Here is a 20,160-nt window from a genome sequence, read left to right as displayed (position 1 = left end):
AACCCCAAGACCGCACTTTCCGCAAACCGTCGGGAAACAAAGGCGGGCGCGCATCCGCTACCCAACCTACGCGAAAATATGGGTTGAATTTCAGCAATTATGCTCTTTTAATGTGCCCTCGATCGGTCTACGTTAATTAGAGTTCCAGAATTGTCAGATGAAATATCGTAGAGCGAAGGTAGCAGGCGGCACTTACTTTTTCACTGTTGTCACTCATAACCGCCGACAATTTCTGTGCGAACCTGAAAATATCGCTCTGTTACGCGATGCTTTTCGATATGTAAAAAGCTCTCACCCGTTTATTATCGATGCAATCGCGATTTTACCAGAGCATATTCATTGTTTATGGACGCTACCACCCACAGGTGATGATTTTTCAACCAGATGGCGATTGCTCAAGAGTTATTTTACACGCCATTGTCAAGAGCAATATAACTGTGAAATATCCGCATCTAGATTCGACAAGCGAGAACAAGCGATTTGGCAACGTCGCTTTTGGGAACATCAAATTCAAGATGAGCTAGACTTTATCCATCATTTTGATTATATTCACTACAATCGGGTCAAGCACAAGTTAGTTCACTCTCCAAAGGATTGGCAATTTTCGAGTTTTCATCACCACGTTGGGCAGGGTATTTACACTTTAGATTGGGGTTCTTGAAAATCGTGGGTTGAGCCGATTCTCTTTGGTAGGTAATCGATGTTGGTGATGTTGGGTTTCGCTGCTCTCAACCCAACCTACAAATCTACTAATGCCTAATTCCCGCGATAAACTCCCGTCACCACCGCCGCTAATCGCTCCATTGCGGTCGCAATTTCCGCATCACCAGCAGTTAGACTGATCCGAATACACTGCTGCTTGTGTGCCCAGTCTTCGCGCAATCCAGGGAAGAACGAACTACCAGGGACAGCGATGATCCCAACTTGTTTGAGGGCTTCATATAGCTCCCAGTCGGTGATGGGGAGATCTTGGAACCACATCCAGGCAAAAATTGCGCCTTCACCACGGTGGAGATACCACGGCAGATCCTGAGGCATGAATTTGGTTAAACCTGCTTCGAGCACGGCGAATTTTTGTTGATAATAAGGTCGAATCACAGTAGTGGCTAAATCTGCCAATCTACCACTAGCAACGGCTTTAGCGGCGATTGCTTGTCCGTAGCGAGACGAATGAATACACATATTGGTTTGGAATGATTCTAGGATTCCAATCAATTTTTCACTACCGAGGGCGATCCCAATTCTTTCGCCAGGTAATCCGGCTTTGGAAAGACTCATACAGTGCAAGATATTGTCCCCAAAGATCGGGGTCATCTCCGTAAAATTTAAACTGGGAAATGGTGGTGCATAAGCCGAATCAATCAGTACTGGCACATCATAACTAGCTGCGAGATCGGCGATTTTGTAGACTTCCTCATCAGTCAAGACATTTCCCGTGGGATTGCAGGGACGGGAAAATAAGACACACCCAGTATCTTCACCGATGCGTAACTGACTAAAATCAGGCCGATATTTGAAGCGATGGTTTGCCGCATCGATATCTAAAGTTGGCTTGTAGGCAAATATTGAGTCGGGGACGATCGCCATCCCGCCATAACCCGTATAATCAGGACTCAGTGGTAAAACTACCTGCTTCATCCCCCCTGCTGTCTGCCCACCAAAGGCATTAATTGCATAAAAATACAAACTTTGACTACCAGGGGTAATTAGGACATTGCGAAAGGTCAAATTGAGGTTGTAGCGATGATTAAAATCGGTGACTACAGCATCGATTAATGGTTGATAACCTTGACTCGAACCATACCGACAGACAACCTCACCATAGTCGGGACTATCTAACAATTCGATCGTGTAATCCCGCCACATCTGCTCGATCTCCGGTAGGATAACTGGATTACCCGCACTGAGATTGATAAACTCTTGACCTTTTCTAGCTGTGAGAGTTTCTTGGATATCTTTCATGATGGCACGAACACCAGTCAGGTTAGACATTTGGGTACCGATTTGAGATAGTGCGAGGTTCATAATCATTTGTTGGTGGACAATCGAGCAGATGTTAAGGCTATTATAAACAACCATTCTGCTAAGTTGTCTATAATCAGTGAGCGTGGAAGTCTCTTCCACTCGATCGATCCGAAATAGCGATGCTCCAGCGGGGAGGCTACGTTAATGAGTGTAAATGGCATTTCACCCAGATCGATCGCTGATAACCGATCAATTAGGAGTTAAATTTAAGTGAGTAGAGTTGGGATTGGGATTCGGACGGCAACCAAACGCAAAGAACGTGCAGACGGACAGATTCACGTTTATGATGGCACGGGCAAAGGCAAATCCCAAGCAGCATTAGGGGTAGTATTACGATCGATCGGATTGGGGATTGAAGCAGGTGCCGATACCCGAATTTTATTACTTCAGTTCTTGAAAGGTTCGGAGCGGGATTATGATGAGGATGCAGCGATCGCCGCATTGAGAAAGAGTTTCCCACACTTGATCGATCGAGTCCGCACTGGACGATCCGAATATTTTGGACGGGATGAAATTATTGATTTCGATCGAGCCGAAGCCAGTCGCGCTTGGGCGGTAGCCAAAGGGGCGATTTATTCAGATTTATATTCAGTCATCGTGCTGGATGAATTAAATCCCACCCTAGATTTAGGCTTGCTTCCCGTCGCCGAAATCGTCGAAATGCTCCAATCCAAACCCAACCATCTCGAAGTAATTGTCACCGGGAGAGATGCACCCCCCGCTCTGATCGAAATCGCCGATCTGCACTCAGAGATGAAAGCGCACTATCACCCCGAAGCCGCAGCCCAAGGCATTGAAGGGATTGAAATCTATACAGGTGCAGGCAAAGGTAAATCTACAAGTGCCCTGGGCAAAGCACTACAAGCGATCGGGCGAGGCATCAGTCAAGATGAATCTGAGTCCCATCGCGTCCTGATCGTCCAATGGCTCAAAGGCGGCACAGGCTATACAGAAGATGCCGCGATCGATGCCCTCAAAAAAAGCTATCCTCAACTAGTCGATCACCATCGGTGTGGGGGCGATGCGATCGTCTGGCGGGGCAAACAACAGGATATCGACTACGTAGAGGCTCAAAGGGGCTGGGAAATCGCTAGTAGTGCAATCGCATCGGGACTCTATAAAACAGTCATTCTCGACGAATTAAACCCCACTGTAGACCTCGATCTCCTCCCCCAAGAACCGATCGTTCGCACCCTGACAAATAAACCACAGCACACACAAGTAATTATTACCGGACGCTGTTTCAACACCCCCGCCTACTTCAACATTGCCAGCGTCCACTCCGAAATGATCTGTCACAAACATTATGCCGATCGCGGTGTAGATTTGAGAAGAGGCGTAGACTTCTAACCAGCCTAAAGCACCCACAAACAACCCCTCCGCGCTCTCCTCCCCCTCTGCGTCCCATATTATGCCAAAAAAATCCAAAAAACAGGACAAAACTCAGCCCTCGCCAACACAACAATTGTCGTACCACATCTCTGAGGGCGAAGGCAGCTCCAAACTTTCCACCGCAGTCTATGAACAAGAGCTTGCTCATCTGCAAGTAGAATTGGTAAAAATGCAATACTGGGTAAAACATACTGGTACCCGGATTGTGATTTTATTTGAAGGGCGCGATGCAGCGGGGAAAGGCGGCACGATCAAACGCATTACCGAACCGCTCAATCCCCGTGGCTGTCGGGTTGTAGCCCTGGGAACGCCTAGCGATCGCGAAAAGACCGAATGGTACTTCCAACGCTATGTCGCTCATCTCCCCGCCGCAGGTGAAATCGTCTGTTTCGATCGCAGTTGGTACAACCGCGCAGGGGTAGAGCATGTGATGGGTTTTTGTAATGACGAACAGTATCAGGAATTCATGCAAACCTGTCCAGAATTTGAGCGGATGTTGGTTAGATCGGGGATGATTGTCCTAAAGTATTGGTTCTCTGTCAGCGATGACGAGCAAGAGCGACGCTTCCAATCGCGGACGCTAGATCCGGCTCGTCGCTGGAAACTCAGCCCGATGGATTTGGAATCGCGCGATCGTTGGGTAGAGTTTTCCCAAGCTAAAGACAATATGTTTGCCCATACCAATATTCCTGAAGCACCCTGGTTTACAGTTCAAGCCGACGACAAAAAACGCGCTCGGCTCAACTGCATCAGTCATGTATTGAGCAAAATTCCCTACGTGGATATGACACCCGAACCCCTCAAACTACCACCGCGTAAGATCGCTCCTGATGACTACGTGCGTCCACCACTCAACGAGCAGTTTTTTGTCCCCCAAATCGATTTACCGTCTTAGCTGGGCGAGTGCGAGCCGAGTAGCTAGTATTTCGATCGCTTGAGGTAGGATCAGATGCTCCTGAATCTGTACCCGTGCGTGGAGAGTTGCGGCTGTATCATCAGCTAAAACTGGTACGGCTGCTTGAACCAAAATCGGCCCAGCATCAACTTCTAGACTGACGAGATGGACGGTACAGCCTGTAATTTTAACTTTTGCCGCTAGGGCTTGCTCGATCGCGTTAATCCCTGGAAAACTGGGGAGTAGACTCGGGTGAATATTGACGATCCGATCGCCAAAAGCATCAATCAGCACTTGGGTAATCACCCGCATCCAACCAGCCATTACCACGCATTCCACCTGATGCGCTCGAAAGGTAGTGACGATCGCTCGATCGAGTTCCTCGCGTGTGAGATAATTGCGATGGTCGAGAAAAACTGTCGGGATACCTCTTTGGTGTGCCCGCTCGATCGCTTTGATTTCTGGCTTATTATGAATCAGTAGGGCAATCTTGGCATTTAAATCGCCGCTGTCGATCGATCGAGCCACTGCTTCAAAGTTACTACCACTTCCAGATGCCATCATGCCGAGGATCGCTGGGAATCGATCTTCAGGTACAGTTGTAGGCATAGGTGAGATGAGGCTTGGTGTATCAGTCATGGATGCGTATGTGTGAAGATCGAGCAAATCCCAGTCTATTGCCACTAAAAGATCGTATGTAGAGAGCTTTTCGACAGTCTATCCATTTTAAGCCCATCTGCGGCAGAAATATCGCCCTTACCAGCCAGCACCGCTATTAAATTAATTGATAATTTGGTTGTCCTGCTGGGGATTTCAACCCCGAAGCCATAGCTTCTGTCCTTTGTTAACCACGAATCGACATAGACTACAAAATAGTTAAACTGCGATCCGATCGACTTGAAGATGCGATCTCAGAATGGGTAAACTATAAAAATAATCGACAGATTGCCTGTTCGTAATTCCCTGGTTTAATCCCTCTAACTGTGTGTCTTTTCCCGATCGATCTAGAGCAAACACCCAGAGATCGAGCCACAACTGTCAACACTATGCCTACAGTAGGCTACCACCAACGGCTCACTGTCGCCAAAGCTACGCCAACGACTTCGCTCAGTCCAAGTCTCGCAAGCTGTCAAATATTAACTATCAACTATCAACTATCAACTATCAAAATATGAGCTATACAGAAACGATCGAGAAACCATCAACAGCCCGCAAACTTGCACCTAATTATCGCGTCTTGTTACACAATGATGACTTTAATGCGATGGAACATGTAGTTGAGGTGTTAACAACTAGCATTCCAAACATGTCAGCACCTCATGCCATCAATATCATGATGGAAGCCCATCAATATGGCATGGCACTAGTCATCACTTGCGCCCAAGAACACGCCGAGCACTATTCCGAAGTCTTGAAAAGTCACGGTCTTACCAGTACGATCGAGCCAGCCGATTAGGTTTAAGCTGTACTCCATCCAGCGATCGCTACCAGCATAAATGACGTCAAATACTACTCGAACATGGGGCAATCGATCGATCGCCCCTACCCTAAATCCCTCGCTGTCTCGTTTTATCAATTATCAATTATCAATTAGTTTAATAACTATCCGTAGGATTCACCAATTTAATCAACTTCTGCTTAATTTGGTTGTCAAATACTTCCCACTTGAGCTTAGAAAAATCCGAATTCTCATTAAACCCACCCAAGAAACCTACCGGAATCTCAAACCCACCAGCGGTAAATCGTCCGCCCCCAAAGAAACGTCCCTCGCTATTTTTGCCAAAGGCTTCCTTAATAAACTCGTCTGGATCGAGGGTTAATTTGGACGTGCGGAGGGAACCAATCACCAATTCGACTTCATCATCCTCATCGCGGACGATGCCGTATACAACCGCCGTATGGACGTTCTCCTCAGTCACGAGGAAATCCGCAGCTTGAGGAATTGCATCGCGCTCTTCATAGCGTAAATAGCCCACACCTGCGATCGAGAAATTATTCTGCACGACGCGATTGGTAAGGGATCTCTGAATCACCTCCATCACCCGTTTGGATCGATGTACTTGCAGGATCGCATTGAGCAATTGAGCATCATAAAAGCGGCTCAGATACCCTGCGGCTAAAAAGTCTTCTTCCTGTGCCTGCATCAAGCGATTTGTATCAGATCGCAACCCGTGCATCAGTGCCGTAGCACATTTGACATGTTCGCTAATGCTGCTGTCGAGCTTGAGCAGTCCCGCTTGGAGATATTGAGTCAGAATTGTCGCTGTCGCCCTAGTAGAGGGACGAATATCCACAAATTCGGCATTCAGATCTTCTTGCAGACTGTGGTGGTCGATAATAACTGTAATCGGAATTCCAGCTTGTCTGACTGATTCTAACAACTGACAGGTGGTACCTTGGTTATCAATCAGTACGCAGCCTTGGTAGTTGGCTAAATCTTTTTCCTTGAGATTTGCACAGGCGATCTTCCTGGTGGGTAATCCTGTCAGTTTGACAAGGGCGATATTTTCTTGGTGACTGAGCGCACCAGCGTAGACTAGATCGCAGTTGATATTGTATTGCTTGGCGATCAGTTGGTATGCCCAAGCTCCAGACAGAGCATCAGGATCGGGAAAGTCTTGTAATAAAACAATTTGGCGTTCCCCACGATGCCGTTCTAGTGTTGCTTTTAGGGCTGCAACTCGAATATCTTCTGAAGGCAAATCGCTACGACGATCGAGTGTAGCAGCTCCATTAGAGACTGGCAATGTCAGCGTTGCTGAGGTGCCGATCGTGTGAGCAGATTCACTATCTAGTACAAGTTCTGGATGCTCGACATCAGTATCTGTCGGCATTGTCATTTCGAGCATTCCACGTACAGAATTCATATCTATCCCTGAAGCTTGACCGTTGAGAGGCTTAATCGAATTTAAAGACATCTAATTCAGCAGAGGTATAATATCTCTATCTGACTATCATAAACAACTGCGATCGGATTGGCAATTAGCGATTTTACCTAACTCTAAATCATAGATCCTACTATCGATTACTGACAGTAGCTGTGAGTCTTCTATTGCTACCTTCTAAACCGATCGACTGCTGCTAACTGACTTAGTATCGTCCTAATGTGTGACAAATAAAGCACGAATTCCACCTACAGCCGTTGTAACAAATTCAATCCATGCGTATCCGTACCGCAGGTATGCAGCAAGTTGTAACTCTTGCCCAAGCGTTTGACTGTCTCTGTCTGCTCAAAGCTAGGAATCCAGGGCTGGGGATTGTTGTAGGCATAATAAGTCTCGACACCATCAATGCCCAATGATACAGCCGTGGGAATCAGTTCCTCTGGCGATCGACGGTACCGCGATGGGTGAGCCAACACCACGATCGCTCCAGCCCGATGTAGTGCTGCGATTACCCGTTCTGCACGAGCATCAACACCTCTAGGTTCCCTTCCAGTCAGATATGGAGCCAAACTTGGTTCGAGCGGATCGAAGCCATAGCCGAGGATGTGTACATCTACTGGGGGTAAATACGCCGTAATTTCAATTCCCGTCCACAAATGTGGGCGGCGATCGATCCCGTCGATTTCCAACCATTTAGCAGCCCGATAATAGCCATCAACACAATGATGATCTGTAATCGCCATCCCCTGCAACCCAATCTCAACCGCCTGTGCCATCAAGGCTTCTGGCGTGAGTTTTCCATCAGAGCAATTGGTGTGCATGTGGAAATTGTAATGCTTAGGACAACTATCAGCCTGAATGTTGGTAAAGACTTGTCGCAGTAAAGTGATGTTTTGTGCTGAGTGTTGGTGCTCCATAACTTGGGATGTACGATGGTAGTTGCCTACGACTGTCCAGGTGATTCCGTAAAAATTTGGCGATCTCTATATATTCAGATTACCCCAATCGTTGCAAAACTTTATGAGAATAGCATCGATCGCTCTCTCATGATTTGGCAAGTTGGAGATGATTCTGCTTTAATTGTAGCGGTCTGTGGGCGATCGAGTTCGGGTTAGTTTTGCTCCACTCAGTTATTAATGCTTTGCCTAGCTTAGGTTGCAGGAATTTTCTGAATGTTTTTCATTTTCGATTAAAAAGTTTAAGGATATTTTAAGATTTCTCACAGATTTGAACGATCTCAACCTTGCTAATTTATGATATACGGAAGTGCTAGAGCTAGCACTTGAGTTCTTTCAGCCATCAGGCGGGTGAGGCCGATCGTGTCATCAAACTTCCTACGTTCTTTATTCCTGGCTGCGCTAGCGAGCTTCTTTGCACCGATGCTACTGATGTCTGGCTCTCTGGCAAGCACATGGCTATTGGCTTGTATTCCTGGTGTCGGTTCGATCGGTCAAGTACCAACAACAATGTTACTTGCCTTTCTCGATACATTTGGTGGCGGCTCTGCCGTGCAAGGGATGTTGACCATCGGTTTAGTTTGCGGATTTGTCGGCGCACTCTTTGATACCTACGTTTTCTACAATCGCAGGACTCCTAAGGGGAATTAGGTTTTAGGCTTTAGGTTTTAGGTTTTAGTCAAGATTAAGCCTGGACACAAGCGTCCTCAATTACTTCCAGTGCCTCAGCCTCCCCATCCCCCTATCCCCCAACTCCCTATACAATAGAGACATAACTTTACATTGGGCGATCGCATGGCGGAGGACTTCAGAGAATTTTTAGATGTACTCGAAAAACGGGGACAACTACGGCGGATTAAAACCCTAGTAGACTCCGACTTAGAAATTGCCGAAATCGCCAATCGGATGTTGCAGTGTGGTGGCCCAGGGTTACTATTTGAAAATGTCAAGGGTGCCAAATATCCGGTAGCAGTCAATATCATGGGCACAGTAGAACGGATCTGCTGGGCGATGAATATGAAACAACCTCAGGAACTAGAGGATCTGGGACGAAAATTGGCAATGCTCCAGCAGCCCAAACCGCCCAAAAAGATCGATCAAGCAGTCGAGTTTGGCAAAGTATTATTCGATGTTCTCAAAGCCAAACCGAGTCGAGATTACTTCCCACCCTGTCAACAAGTTGTAATCGAGGGAAATGACCTAGACTTAAATAGCCTGCCCTTAATTCGCCCTTACGGTGGCGATGCGGGGAAAATTATTACCTTAGGATTGGTAATTACCAAAGATTGTGAAACGGGTACGCCAAATATCGGCGTATATCGGCTCCAGTTGCAATCTAAAAATACGATGACCGTTCAATGGTTGTCCGTACGTGGTGGAGCGCGTCACCTCCGCAAAGCAGCCGAACGGGGTAAAAAATTAGAAATTGCGATCGCTTTAGGCGTACATCCCCTCGTAATTATGGCAGCCGCTACGCCGATTCCGATGGATCTATCGGAGTGGTTATTTGCTGGGCTGTATGGTGGTGGTGGGATCAAACTAGCCAAATGTAAAACAGTCGATCTAGAAGTACCTGCTGACTCAGAATTTGTCCTCGAAGGGACAATTACGCCAGGGGAAGAAATGGTTGATGGCCCGTTTGGGGATCACATGGGTTATTACAACCAATCCAAATCATGCCCATTGATTCGATTCAATTGCATGACCCACCGCAAGAATCCAATCTATCTAACTACTTTCAGCGGTCGTCCACCCAAGGAAGAAGCGATGATCGCGATCGCTCTCAACCGGATTTATACACCGATCTTACGCCAACAGGTACCAGAAATTGTAGATTTCTTCTTGCCGATGGAGGCATTGAGTTATAAAGCGGCAATTATCTCGATCGATAAAGCCTATCCAGGACAAGCTAGACGCGCTGCACTCGCATTCTGGAGTGCCCTACCCCAATTTACCTACACTAAATTTGTGATCGTCGTCGATAAGGATATCAATATCCGCGACCCACGCCAAGTAGTCTGGGCAATCAGTTCTAAAGTCGATCCCCAGCGGGATGTATTTATCATCCCCGATACCCCCTTCGATAAACTCGACTTTGCTACCCCGAAAGTGGGGCTAGGTAGCCGGATGGGCATCGATGCAACAACCAAAGTTTATCCCGAAACTGAAGCTGAATGGGGGGAACAGTTAGAACCCGATCCAGCGATGGCGGCGATAGTAGATAGACGTTGGGCTGAGTATGGGCTAGCAGATATCAATCTAGATGAAGTCAATGCCAATTTATTTGGCTACGATATGAAATAACTAGAGCAGCAAATCAATTTCCCAGTCCGCGTAGGCAGGCTGTTGCCGCTCGCTGCAATGGCCTGACTCTGCATCATGAGCAGAGATTTTAGTCTCTAAGCTCTTCGTATTGCCAACTCAAGTTAAAAAAGGGGAGGGGAGATCGATCTCCCCTCCCCTACTTTGTAAAGCTAATCTTTGTTTACTATGACTACTAGTTAAAGTTGGTTAGCTTTCTGGCGGGTAGTCCGGCAGATGCCGAAGTTGCGCGGGTAATCGCAGGAGAGACGACCACTTTAGACATGGTTGATAGTGGTTGAGATCCTAAAATCAAACCACCTAAGTTGTGATGTTGAGTAACTACTGTCCAAGACTGTCTTGGAGTAGGTGTGAAGATTGCGGTGTAGTTACTCTTGCGAGTCACGGCTGCGGTAGTCAAGTTGGAACGCTTGACGAATAGCAGGTTAACAAAAGATTTCATCGGTTTAGTAGCTACTAATTTTTCACCAGGAATATCAAATTTTGGTACGCTGGTGTAGGCTTGGGCGGTAGCTAATTGGAGACTGTTGGCACTAATCGATGGTGCTGTGACTGTCCGAGATGCTAACTGTTTTAGAGCCAGTACTGCGCGGGGTTTGATACTAATTGCTTTTGCTACTGAAGCACTGGCAACTATCGGCTGACTGTTGAGATTGTTAGCTAACAACCGTTGTAGTCCAGAGGGAATAGCGGCAATCGGATCGAGCGAGTGTTGGGTTGTAGTCGTTTTTGGCACGATCGATTTAGATGCTACAGCGCGAGGTCGTACTGACGGAATTGCGGCAATCGGATTTAGAGCGTACGGTGCCCTCTTGGTGGTAGCACTAGCAGTTACTGGAGTCTGTTGCAGCTTCTGCATCGTGTCTGGACGTACTACGGGAAACGGATCGTTCGCGAAGCGTGGGCTTTGCCCAATCGCCGCCTTTGCCATCATCGCCGACAAAGGTGTCGGTGCGCCAATCTCAGTGGCAGCAATCGATCGAGTACCTGTCGCAGTAGATAAAATCCGTTTTGCTACACGATCGCTAGAATTACCAATAAACAATCCTGGTACTGGTATCGCCGTTTGGGGATTAATTGCACGGGCTAAGGCGAGGGAGATGGAGTTCTTTACCTGCCGTGACTTGGCTAGCTTGGTAGCTTTAGCTGATAAATGCTGCGGTCTGGTCGATGGTGAGATGAAACCTGCTAGAGTATTGTGGTTGCTCTGACGAAGTGTCGTAGCGTCGCTAGCTGAAAGACTTCCAGACTTCGCCATCGCATTGATGGCTAGTTGACGTACGGCGAAGTCTGGAGTTGCCGGAATCCCAGTTAATAGATCTTTATCGATCGTCGTACCAATAGTGGCATTACTCCATTGAGACTGGGTTGAAGTTTTACCAGTATGGCGAATTGCTGATGGTTTGGTTGCGGCGTAAGTACAGAAGGGTTCTGATAGTAATAACGCTGTTCCCAATAAGCCCAGACTAGGTTGTAACCAAGTAAGCCAAATTTTTAACATCTTTGAATTAACTCTATATAGTAGAAATTTTTAGTTGCTGTCACTTTCAGAGTTAGTACTAACTCTGCTGGACACGAGCCGATCGCGTTCCTAAGCTAAATCTGCTACAAAGTAAATGAAAGTTATAATGAAATCGTACCTACGTTTTCTAATCGATTGGCAGATGGAACAACGGTAGTAACTGGATTTTAGACCCACTGACTACCCAAATTTGATTGGCTGCGATGACCATCGTTTTGGACAATCTTCATCACATTAATTCCAAATAAAATTGGATAGATCTCAACAGTACGCTCTTAATACCACGATTGTATCACGATTTTTTTATAGCCCCATCAGTATTTACACGGGGATTATCCACAGTTGAATCGCGCCAGTCTGACTACCTGTGACTAAGTACAGGTGATGAGGATGCCATGCTAAGGCAGTAATTTTACTGAGGCTCTGAGTCAGGATTTGTTCGAGATCTCCCTGTGCTGACCATCGGCAGGTATAGCCGTCGGCACCGCCGGATGCCCAGATGGGTGCGTGAGGGTGAGCGGTAAGTGCTACCACAATCTCCTGATGACCTTCTAAAAGCTGACCATCCCACATTGCATCGGAATTTAAGTTCCAGAGCACGATCGCTGTCCCACTGGCTACCGCTAGACAGGGAGTGGTAGTTCCGGCTAGCCAACTAAGTTGGCGAACCTTGCCAGGGCATCCTTGCAAAGTCCACGGATCGTCTGGGTGATGCCAATCCACGATTGTCAAGGTGCAATCGAGATTGCCCGCAGCCAGATAGCGACCATCTCTAGACCAAGCAATATTGAGACTAGCCGTGTCTACATTTAGGCTATAGGTTTTTGTCCGCTCTTTGGGAGACCAAATTTTGACACCTTTGTATCCAGCTACCGCCAGATATTCCCCCGCTGGATGCCATGCTAGATCGAAGACTGATGATTTGGCAAATTTCCAGGCGACGATCTCAGTAGACTTTGGGACATCCCAGATTTGCACTTGTGAACCATAACTTACGGCTAGGTATGGCTTAGTTGGATGCCAAACTAGCTGCTCGATCCATCGATCGACACTAATATCGACTAACTGTGGCGGGGTATTGACATCCTCACAATGCCAAATTAATAACCGTCCCGCTTGCCCACCAGCAGCTAGCCAATCGCCATCGGCACTAAAGGCAATCCGATCGATAGAGTATCCATCTGCTGCCTGCAATACCACTGGTTCACTGTCTCCAGGTACCCAGATGACCTCCCCCGCCGCCGAACTAGCAGCCCAACCCCGACCGTCTGGTGCATACACCAAGCCAGTCACAAAATCACTGATTTGACCTTGCCAAGCTAACTGTAATTCCATACTGAGTCAGCGATTTGGGCAATGATGGAAGTTGCTAGCAACACCGTTTGAATCGAAACAAATGTATGCAAATTACCAGTTAAACCGCCTCACCTGAATAATTCAAGTTAGGATTCAGTACAACTGGTAACCGATTGAAATATGGCTCAAGTCAGACTTGAACTGACGACCAAGGGCTTATGAGTCCCCTACTCTACCGACTGAGCTATTGAGCCAATTTATTTAACGTATCCCAGCATAACATGAGTAACGCAGCTTGGCTAGTCAATTTGCATTAAATATTTTTCAGAGTCGTCAATCTCAATCTCGATCGCTAATTTCACCATATCCTCCTAAGATGCAGATTGGTTAACTCTCATTCTTTAGCTATTGGCTGGAAGATGAGCCATCGGATTGACAGCAGATCCACCACTAGGACGAATTTCAAAGTGCAAGTGAGAGCCAGTACTATGTCCTGTGCTACCCATCTGAGCGACTTGCTGACCCTGACGAACTGTTTGACCGATACTTACTGACAACCGACTATTGTGCCCGTAGCGGGTAGTGGTACCATCGCCATGTCTGATTTCTACCAAATTACCGTACCCACCTGAATTCCAACCTGCGGCGATGACAATCCCATCAGCGGCGGCATTGATCGGGGTGCCGATGGGGCCAGCGATGTCGATTCCTTTGTGCATTCTACCCCAGCGACGACCGAACCTTGATGTGAGGGTACCGATGGCTGGCCAGGAATAGCCGAGCGTTGTTATACCAGTGCCATTGGTAGGCAGACGATCTTCAGGGTTGTTAAACTCACCGTCAGATCCGACATTATTGGGAGCGTAATATGACGGTGAATTAGCAGCATTAAAGGTTTTAATTTTTGGTGCCCCAACATCGAGCGGGATCGAGACACCAACATTAGGCTGCGCTAGAGTGTTAATGTCAGTGCGATTGGCAACCGACGATGGATAAAAACGTGGTGCGATCGATCGATCGATCGATACTGGCTGCGGTGTCTGCATCTGTGAGACACCACTCCGTAATTGCTCTATGTATCTATCCGTACTACTAGAGCGTGCCGACGATCCAGGTCGAAGCGGCGTTAGGTTCGTAGTTTGCGCTGATTTGGCTGCGGCGATATCAGGATAGTTAGCCGGAATACTAGATATTCCCATCAAAACTGCCAGTCCCAGCAGCATGGCTGAGGTACGGCTCCGATAATTACCCAATACAGCGGCAATCTTTACCAAACCTGATGGTCGATCGAGAATTGTGGGGGACGATGCGGTCGTCGGCACATCCTGACGCTCGTTCAGGGAATGAGCTAATTTAACCTGCTGCGTAATTTCGGTTTTCAACGAGAATGTCTCCTAAATTTGATTACTACATTAGTTGGCACAGACGAATTTGTCTAAGCTGAACTCCCTGCTAACCGATCTCACTTTGACCTCACACCAAATAATATCAGCACGACGGCAATTTAATCCAAACTGATTTTCACCTTTGGATTTGGGTAAATCGATCTTCAGATCGACTTACCTCAAAAACGATGGATTACCGTGTGCTGACAGCGACGGGGATCGCTAAGGTTACTTTAAGTTAAGATGCAACAATTTGCAAGTTTTTTGAGATTCGATCGGGTGTTTAATTTCACTTTCAAGATTGATAAATTTGATTCTAAGCTATGCAAGTCTTCGCTTTGCACCGAAGCCAATCGGTGTCAAATCGATGATTGGCTTGGCTTCTACCGCACTAAACCGACTTCAAACAGCAGATTAATCGACGATCGGGATGAGCATTGATGCAAAGGACAACCGTATATTTACATAGAGCTATTTCGATCCCAACATTGGGATCGAAAAATCGGAAAATTGTCAAGCTCAGTATTGCTTTCGATGGTAATTATCTCTAAATTTTCGCAATCTTCTACTTGGGTGCTAAACGATCGATTGAATAAGTAATTACTAATTTAATTTAGATAAATTCACCATATCAATGATAGAAATTGCTTATCTAAAATCAGCGATACTGTCAAAACTACTCGTGTAAAAATCGCCCCAAAAATCTCTTAGTGTGGATTGACTCGGTATTGTATATCCTGTCTGGGATGTATCCGCTACACCTACGTTTACAGGTCGAGTTGACGGCGAGCCTCAAATAGTCCAATAGCAGCACTCACAGAGAGATTAAGACTTCTCACACCTGGTTCGCTCATGGGAATATATACTGTCGCAGCACAGTGTTCCAGAATTTGGTCGGGCAGTCCGTTAGTTTCACTGCCAAACAGTAACCAGTCATCAGCCTGAAACTGAAATTTAAAGTGACTACAGCTACCTCTAACACTAAAGCCCACCCACCGTCCAGGTTGTTGGAGCCGAAATTCAATAAATGCGTCGATCGAGGGATGGATTTTGAGACTGACATAAGGCCAGTAGTCTAATCCAGCTCGTTTGAGGTAACGATCGGTGATTTCAAAGCCCAACGGCCCGACTAAGTGTAATTGAGTGCGAGTAGCGGCGCACGTTCGCGCGATATTTCCAGTATTGGGCGGAATTTGAGGATTGACTAAAACTAGCTGAGGCATAAGTTGAAAATTGGCAGACAGAAAATTGAGGTTTAGTCGATTTGATGGGTGAAAGGTGATCTAAGTATTTGCTGGATCTAGGTTGTAGTGATTCGGTCGAGAATTTGCAATCTTCTGTAATATATAGATTTTCTTTATGTTTGAGCCGTGTGCTGGATTGATTGGAATTTTAAATCAGTTGGAATTTGGCGTTGGGAGGTAGCAGGGGGTTAGCTCGATTCGGCACCGACGCTACCACAAAGGACGATCTCGATCGACAATTCTCTTTCGCCCCCTCCGCATCAACCCTTTCTAAGCAACAGATTGACAGATATAACGATCCAATTCTATCTCCTGCTGTTCGACCCGATCGATCGCATCGATCACGATTGCTTTGGCATCAGGTTCTCGATCGAACATTCGTAGCCATTGTTGAGCGGTATTGCCCTCGCGGAGAATCTTTTTCACAGGCGATAGGAAGCAAGCAAAGCCGCGTTGCTTGGCAAATCCATAGACCTCACCATAAAGTTCCTCGCTCCAGTCATGAGCGGTAATCGATCGACCATCCTGCCAATGTCTGAGAGTAGCATCCAGACTAGACTTAGCCACCAACATTTCATTTTCGTCGGCGAGGTGGACTAATTCCTGGGCGGATAAACTACTCATTCCTAGCGGATCTAGACTTGGATCGGCAATCAGTTGCCACAATCTCGCTTCAATCAGGCTAGTAACGGCCAGTAAGGCAAGCGGATCGATGATTAGGTCACAAATTCTCAATTCGAGGCGATTGAGATTGTAGGGGCGGCGATCGCCGTTAGGACGAACTGATGACCAGAGATGACGAACATTTTGCATCGTTTTTTGCTCTAATTGTTCGTTCACCCATTTGATATGGTGCGCGTGACTCTCAAATAACGGGACATGGGCTGGTGTCTTGGGAAACAGTCCCCACCGAGTGGAGTGGTAGCCTGTAGGTACACCGTCGAGGAAAGGCGAAGCTGCGCTCAATGCCAGATATAGCGGAGCTTCAACTCGCACTAGCCGACAGGCGCGCATCAGCAATTCTGGATCGCTAATGCCGATATTGATGTGGACGCTGGCGGTGACGACTTTGGTACCGTAAGTCTGTTCGATATAGGTATGATAGGGATTTTCAGGATCGGAACGGTAAAATTTATCCGTCCCACCCAGCGATAGAGTGCTACCTGGAATCAACGTATAGTCACCAATCCGCTGGAGATAAGCACGCAACTGGCGGCGCGGTGAGACTAATGCACACAGTAACCGCTCGTATGAAGTGAACGGAGCGGTAGTATATTCAACATTGCGACTATCCGGTTCGATGATAAACCCGTCCAAATCCGCCACAATTCGATCGGATAAACCGACAATCTCTCCTTGGGGAGTACCCGTGTAGACTTCAATTTCAAATCCTTTGGAAAGCAGCATGGGGGTAGGGTTTAGGTTTTAGGTTTTAGGCTTTAGGCTTTAGGCTTGAAATTTCGAGCGTTAGGCTTGACGTTTATAAGTAATCATAGCGGTTTTGCTTTGGCAATCTGCGATCGCACCCTCGATCTCTCTCTATTGACTCGTAACCAACTAGTGCAGCAACCTCCAACCTCCAACCTCCAACCTCCAACCTCCAACCTCCAACCCAAACCCTCAAATCTCTTGCCTATTCCCTAAAACCTAAAACCTAAAGCCTAAAGCCTATTCCCCAATGCCTATTCCCTTCCGTCCAGCGATCGCCGATAATTGATATCTAATCGTAAAAATCACAACGCAAGCAGCACAACAGAAATAATGGGAGTGATTTGGGAAATCGATTTTTACTCGCGCCCTCTAGTTGATGAGCGACAGAAAAAAGTTTGGGAATTGTTGATCTGCGAAAGTCCATCGACAACAGCACAACCAGCCAGCGGACTATTTCGTTATGCTCAGTATTGTCCCAGCGATAAAGTCAACTCGCTGTGGTTGGGAGAAGCCCTACAAGCAGCCATGATTGAGGCAAAGCAATCGCCCCAGCGGATTCGCTTTTTTCGGCGACAGATGAATAATATGATAACTAAAGCCTGCAAGGATATTGGAGTTCCTGCTGCGGCTAGTCGGCGATCGATCGCTCTGCGACAATGGTTAGATGAGCGGATGCAGCAATTTTATCCCAGCCAGCCCAACTATCAAGCTGTGGCTAGCTTATCGGTGCAGATGTTTTCCGATCCGCCCCAACCGCTCCCTGAAGCTCTCATCGGTGAGAAGTGGGGATTCGTCAGTCTAGCAGCCAGTGAATTTGCTGATATGAGCGACTGGGAAATTGGATTCGGGGAAGCTTTCCCATTAGATATGGTAGGTATCACTCCAGAGATGCAAATTCCTGGTTTGATTCTCTACTCCCCACGTTCGGTACCACTCGCCGCTTGGATGTCAGGATTGGAAATCGTGTCAGTCCGATATCAACCCGCACCAAAATCCACACTACTATTAGAGACAGGAGCTAGTGAAAGCTGGATTTTAGCTCGTCTAGAAGGGACAACCCAGCAAGAAGCTGCACGGTTTGAAGTTAGCAAACAACAAGCCAATGGAGTTCACTTTATCGCCATCCAAGCCAATCCCGATCTGGAAGAATTTGCCGGATTTTGGCTACTGTATGAGTCAGTCGATCGTTGACAGTTGAAAGCTGCCACAAGTGTGCTGAAGGTGTCTTGAAATATGGATAGACAATAGGGCGTTGCTGATTTGAGGCATGATTTCCCTTTTGTGCAATTCCTCCATCCCCTAGTCCCTCCATCCCCAGTCCCCCAGTCCCCCCATCTCCCATCGCCCCAATGGATATCGCCGAACAACTACTAGATCTAGCTGCCAAAGCGGGTGCCGAAGCCGCAGAAGTTTATCAAGCTAAATCTCTATCCCGCCCAGTTTTCTTTGAAGCAAATCGGCTCAAGCAGTTGGAATCAGCTCAGAGCGAAGGAATTGCGCTACGGTTGTGGAAAGATGGCAAGCCAGGACTGGCAGTGGCGTATGGTGCCGTCGAGCCAAAGATCTTAGTCGCTAAAAGCATCGAACTATCGCAACTTAACGAGCCAGAAACGCCGGAATTAAATGCAGCCGATCGCAATATCTATCCCGATTTAGGTCATACAATACCGAGGGAGGAATTGGTGGCAATGGGCAAAACGGCGATCGAATTAGTGCGATCGAATTTCCCTGACGTGCTTTGTAACAGTCAATGGGACTGCGATATCGAAACCACCAAACTGGTAAATAGTCTAGGGCTAGATTGCAGTTATACCGATACTACATTGAGCGGCTATCTAGCAGTAGAATGGATTCGAGGCGATGATTTTTTGAGTGTCGGCGACGGTCAAACTCAAAGAGGCGATCTAGATCCGACGAAAATCGCCCAGAGTGTCATCAAACGACTGGAGTGGGCAAAAACTAATGTCAGCCCACCCACAGGCAAAGTGCCAGTTTTATTTACCGCCAAGGCAGCGGATATGCTGTGGGACACCGTTCAGGCAGCAATGAATGGTAAACAGGTGCTCGAAGGAGCTTCACCGTGGAGCGACAGGTTGGGGCAAAAAGTGATTTCTCCCCTGCTCACGCTCACTCAAGCACCAGATCTGGGGCCATTTAGTTGTCCTTTTGATGATGAGGGTTCGCCAACCCGAACTTTGACGCTAATTCATGAAGGTAAACTAAACTTATTCTATGCCGATCGGACGATCGGTCGTCAGCTTGGTTCTGGCTCTACCGGAAATGGCTTTCGATCGGGTTTAGGCAGTTATCCCACCCCTGGATTGGTCAATCTGACGATCGCACCTGGGACAAGGAGCTTTGCCGAATTAGTCAAGCATCTCGATTCAGGCATTATCATCGACCAAATTTTGGGTAATGATGCTGGAATGTCTGGTGATTTTTCAATCAATGTCGAGCTGGGTTATCGCGTCAAAAATGGTCGGATTAGCGGGCGGATCAAGGATACGATGGTAAGCGGCAATGTCTACACAGCACTCAAACAAGTCGTCGCCATCGGCGCAGATACCGATTGGAATGGCCCTTGTCACACGCCTTCGTTGATTGTCGAGGGGTTGTCTGTGACGGGTAGGGGTTAGGCTTTAGGCTTTAGGTATTAGGTGTTAGATGTACCCCTGTTAAGGTGAGCTGTTGTACTATGGGGCAAAAAGCCGAGTATAATTTTATTCAAAAGCTAAAAACCTAAGCAGAGAGGGAATTAAAGATGATTAGTGACATCTTTGAAAAATTTGTAGAACAGACACCCTTGA

The 20,160-nt window shown here is 47.1% G+C and carries 16 protein-coding genes, 1 tRNA gene and 1 pseudogene; 8 read left to right on the top strand and 10 right to left on the bottom strand.

Translation table 11 applies throughout. From position 1 onward, the window contains the following. Nucleotides 1-157: 157 nt before the first annotated feature. Nucleotides 158-661, top strand: coding sequence for a transposase (locus ACEW9J_RS25040; protein ID WP_373547784.1), 504 nt, complete (start codon nucleotides 158-160; stop codon nucleotides 659-661). Nucleotides 662-756: 95 nt separating this feature from the next. On the opposite strand, the gene ACEW9J_RS25035 is transcribed toward ACEW9J_RS25040, so the two are convergent. Next, nucleotides 757-2,025, bottom strand: a complete 1,269-nt coding sequence (locus tag ACEW9J_RS25035; protein WP_373547783.1) for a valine--pyruvate transaminase — start codon at nucleotides 2,023-2,025, stop codon at nucleotides 757-759. 210 nt (nucleotides 2,026-2,235) lie between these two features. Here ACEW9J_RS25035 and ACEW9J_RS25030 point away from each other — a divergent pair, with 210 nt between their 5' ends. Both ACEW9J_RS25030 and ppk2 read left to right on the top strand, forming a co-directional pair. Further along, nucleotides 2,236-3,375 (top strand): cob(I)yrinic acid a,c-diamide adenosyltransferase, encoded by a 1,140-nt coding sequence (locus tag ACEW9J_RS25030; RefSeq protein ID WP_373547782.1) that lies wholly within the window; start codon nucleotides 2,236-2,238, stop codon nucleotides 3,373-3,375. Nucleotides 3,376-3,436: 61 nt separating this feature from the next. Next, nucleotides 3,437-4,312 carry a polyphosphate kinase 2 gene (gene ppk2, locus ACEW9J_RS25025; protein WP_373547781.1) on the top strand — a complete coding sequence of 292 codons (876 nt, stop codon included), beginning with the start codon at nucleotides 3,437-3,439 and terminating at the stop codon, nucleotides 4,310-4,312. Here the strand turns inward: ppk2 and purN are convergent. Then, on the bottom strand, nucleotides 4,301-4,951 hold the full coding sequence (purN, locus tag ACEW9J_RS25020) for a phosphoribosylglycinamide formyltransferase (RefSeq protein ID WP_373547780.1): 651 nt from the start codon (nucleotides 4,949-4,951) through the stop codon (nucleotides 4,301-4,303). The two genes, ppk2 and purN, sit on opposite strands and share 12 nt — an antisense overlap. 532 nt (nucleotides 4,952-5,483) lie before the next feature. Between purN and clpS the strand changes: the two genes are divergently transcribed. Then, entirely contained in the window at nucleotides 5,484-5,768 is a 285-nt protein-coding gene (clpS, locus tag ACEW9J_RS25015; protein ID WP_373547797.1) for an ATP-dependent Clp protease adapter ClpS, read from the top strand. Between the two features lie 139 nt (nucleotides 5,769-5,907). Here the strand turns inward: clpS and ACEW9J_RS25010 are convergent, their stop codons facing one another. Then, entirely contained in the window at nucleotides 5,908-7,230 is a 1,323-nt protein-coding gene (locus ACEW9J_RS25010; RefSeq protein WP_373547779.1) for a bifunctional oligoribonuclease/PAP phosphatase NrnA, read from the bottom strand. Nucleotides 7,231-7,445: 215 nt separating this feature from the next. Further along, complete coding sequence (locus tag ACEW9J_RS25005; protein ID WP_373547778.1) at nucleotides 7,446-8,114, bottom strand: PHP domain-containing protein; 669 nt, start codon at nucleotides 8,112-8,114, stop codon at nucleotides 7,446-7,448. A 402-nt stretch (nucleotides 8,115-8,516) separates the two neighbouring features. Between ACEW9J_RS25005 and ACEW9J_RS25000 the strand changes: the two genes are divergently transcribed. After that, entirely contained in the window at nucleotides 8,517-8,804 is a 288-nt protein-coding gene (locus ACEW9J_RS25000; RefSeq protein WP_373547777.1) for a hypothetical protein, read from the top strand. 144 nt (nucleotides 8,805-8,948) lie between these two features. Further along, a complete protein-coding gene (locus tag ACEW9J_RS24995) occupies nucleotides 8,949-10,457 on the top strand; it encodes a UbiD family decarboxylase (protein WP_373547776.1) in 1,509 nt (502 codons plus the stop codon). 193 nt (nucleotides 10,458-10,650) lie between these two features. Here the strand turns inward: ACEW9J_RS24995 and ACEW9J_RS24990 are convergent, their stop codons facing one another. The 6 genes and pseudogenes from ACEW9J_RS24990 to gshA form a co-directional block, all read right to left on the bottom strand. Next, nucleotides 10,651-11,976, bottom strand: a complete 1,326-nt coding sequence (locus ACEW9J_RS24990) for a hypothetical protein (RefSeq protein ID WP_373547775.1) — start codon at nucleotides 11,974-11,976, stop codon at nucleotides 10,651-10,653. Between the two features lie 342 nt (nucleotides 11,977-12,318). Next, nucleotides 12,319-13,332, bottom strand: coding sequence for a WD40 repeat domain-containing protein (locus ACEW9J_RS24985; protein ID WP_373547774.1), 1,014 nt, complete (start codon nucleotides 13,330-13,332; stop codon nucleotides 12,319-12,321). Nucleotides 13,333-13,474: 142 nt separating this feature from the next. Next, nucleotides 13,475-13,547: transfer RNA gene (locus ACEW9J_RS24980), tRNA-Met, on the bottom strand. 147 nt (nucleotides 13,548-13,694) lie between these two features. Then, nucleotides 13,695-14,081 (bottom strand): annotated as a pseudogene (locus tag ACEW9J_RS24975) (M23 family metallopeptidase); the annotation flags it as partial. Between the two features lie 1,364 nt (nucleotides 14,082-15,445). Beyond that, complete coding sequence (locus ACEW9J_RS24970) at nucleotides 15,446-15,901, bottom strand: tRNA (cytidine(34)-2'-O)-methyltransferase (protein WP_373547773.1); 456 nt, start codon at nucleotides 15,899-15,901, stop codon at nucleotides 15,446-15,448. A 291-nt stretch (nucleotides 15,902-16,192) separates the two neighbouring features. After that, nucleotides 16,193-17,329 carry a glutamate--cysteine ligase gene (gene gshA, locus ACEW9J_RS24965; RefSeq protein ID WP_373547772.1) on the bottom strand — a complete coding sequence of 379 codons (1,137 nt, stop codon included), beginning with the start codon at nucleotides 17,327-17,329 and terminating at the stop codon, nucleotides 16,193-16,195. Between the two features lie 354 nt (nucleotides 17,330-17,683). On the opposite strand from gshA, the gene ACEW9J_RS24960 reads away from it, so the two are divergent. Continuing rightward, a complete protein-coding gene (locus ACEW9J_RS24960) occupies nucleotides 17,684-18,544 on the top strand; it encodes a Tab2/Atab2 family RNA-binding protein (protein WP_373547771.1) in 861 nt (286 codons plus the stop codon). A 158-nt stretch (nucleotides 18,545-18,702) separates the two neighbouring features. Next, on the top strand, nucleotides 18,703-19,989 hold the full coding sequence (locus tag ACEW9J_RS24955; protein WP_373547770.1) for a TldD/PmbA family protein: 1,287 nt from the start codon (nucleotides 18,703-18,705) through the stop codon (nucleotides 19,987-19,989). Nucleotides 19,990-20,160 lie beyond the last annotated feature (171 nt).

It is taken from the genome of Chamaesiphon sp., assembly GCF_041737865.1.
In the GTDB taxonomy this organism is placed as follows: domain Bacteria; phylum Cyanobacteriota; class Cyanobacteriia; order Cyanobacteriales; family Chamaesiphonaceae; genus Chamaesiphon.
This window is presented reverse-complemented; position numbering and strand designations above follow the sequence as displayed.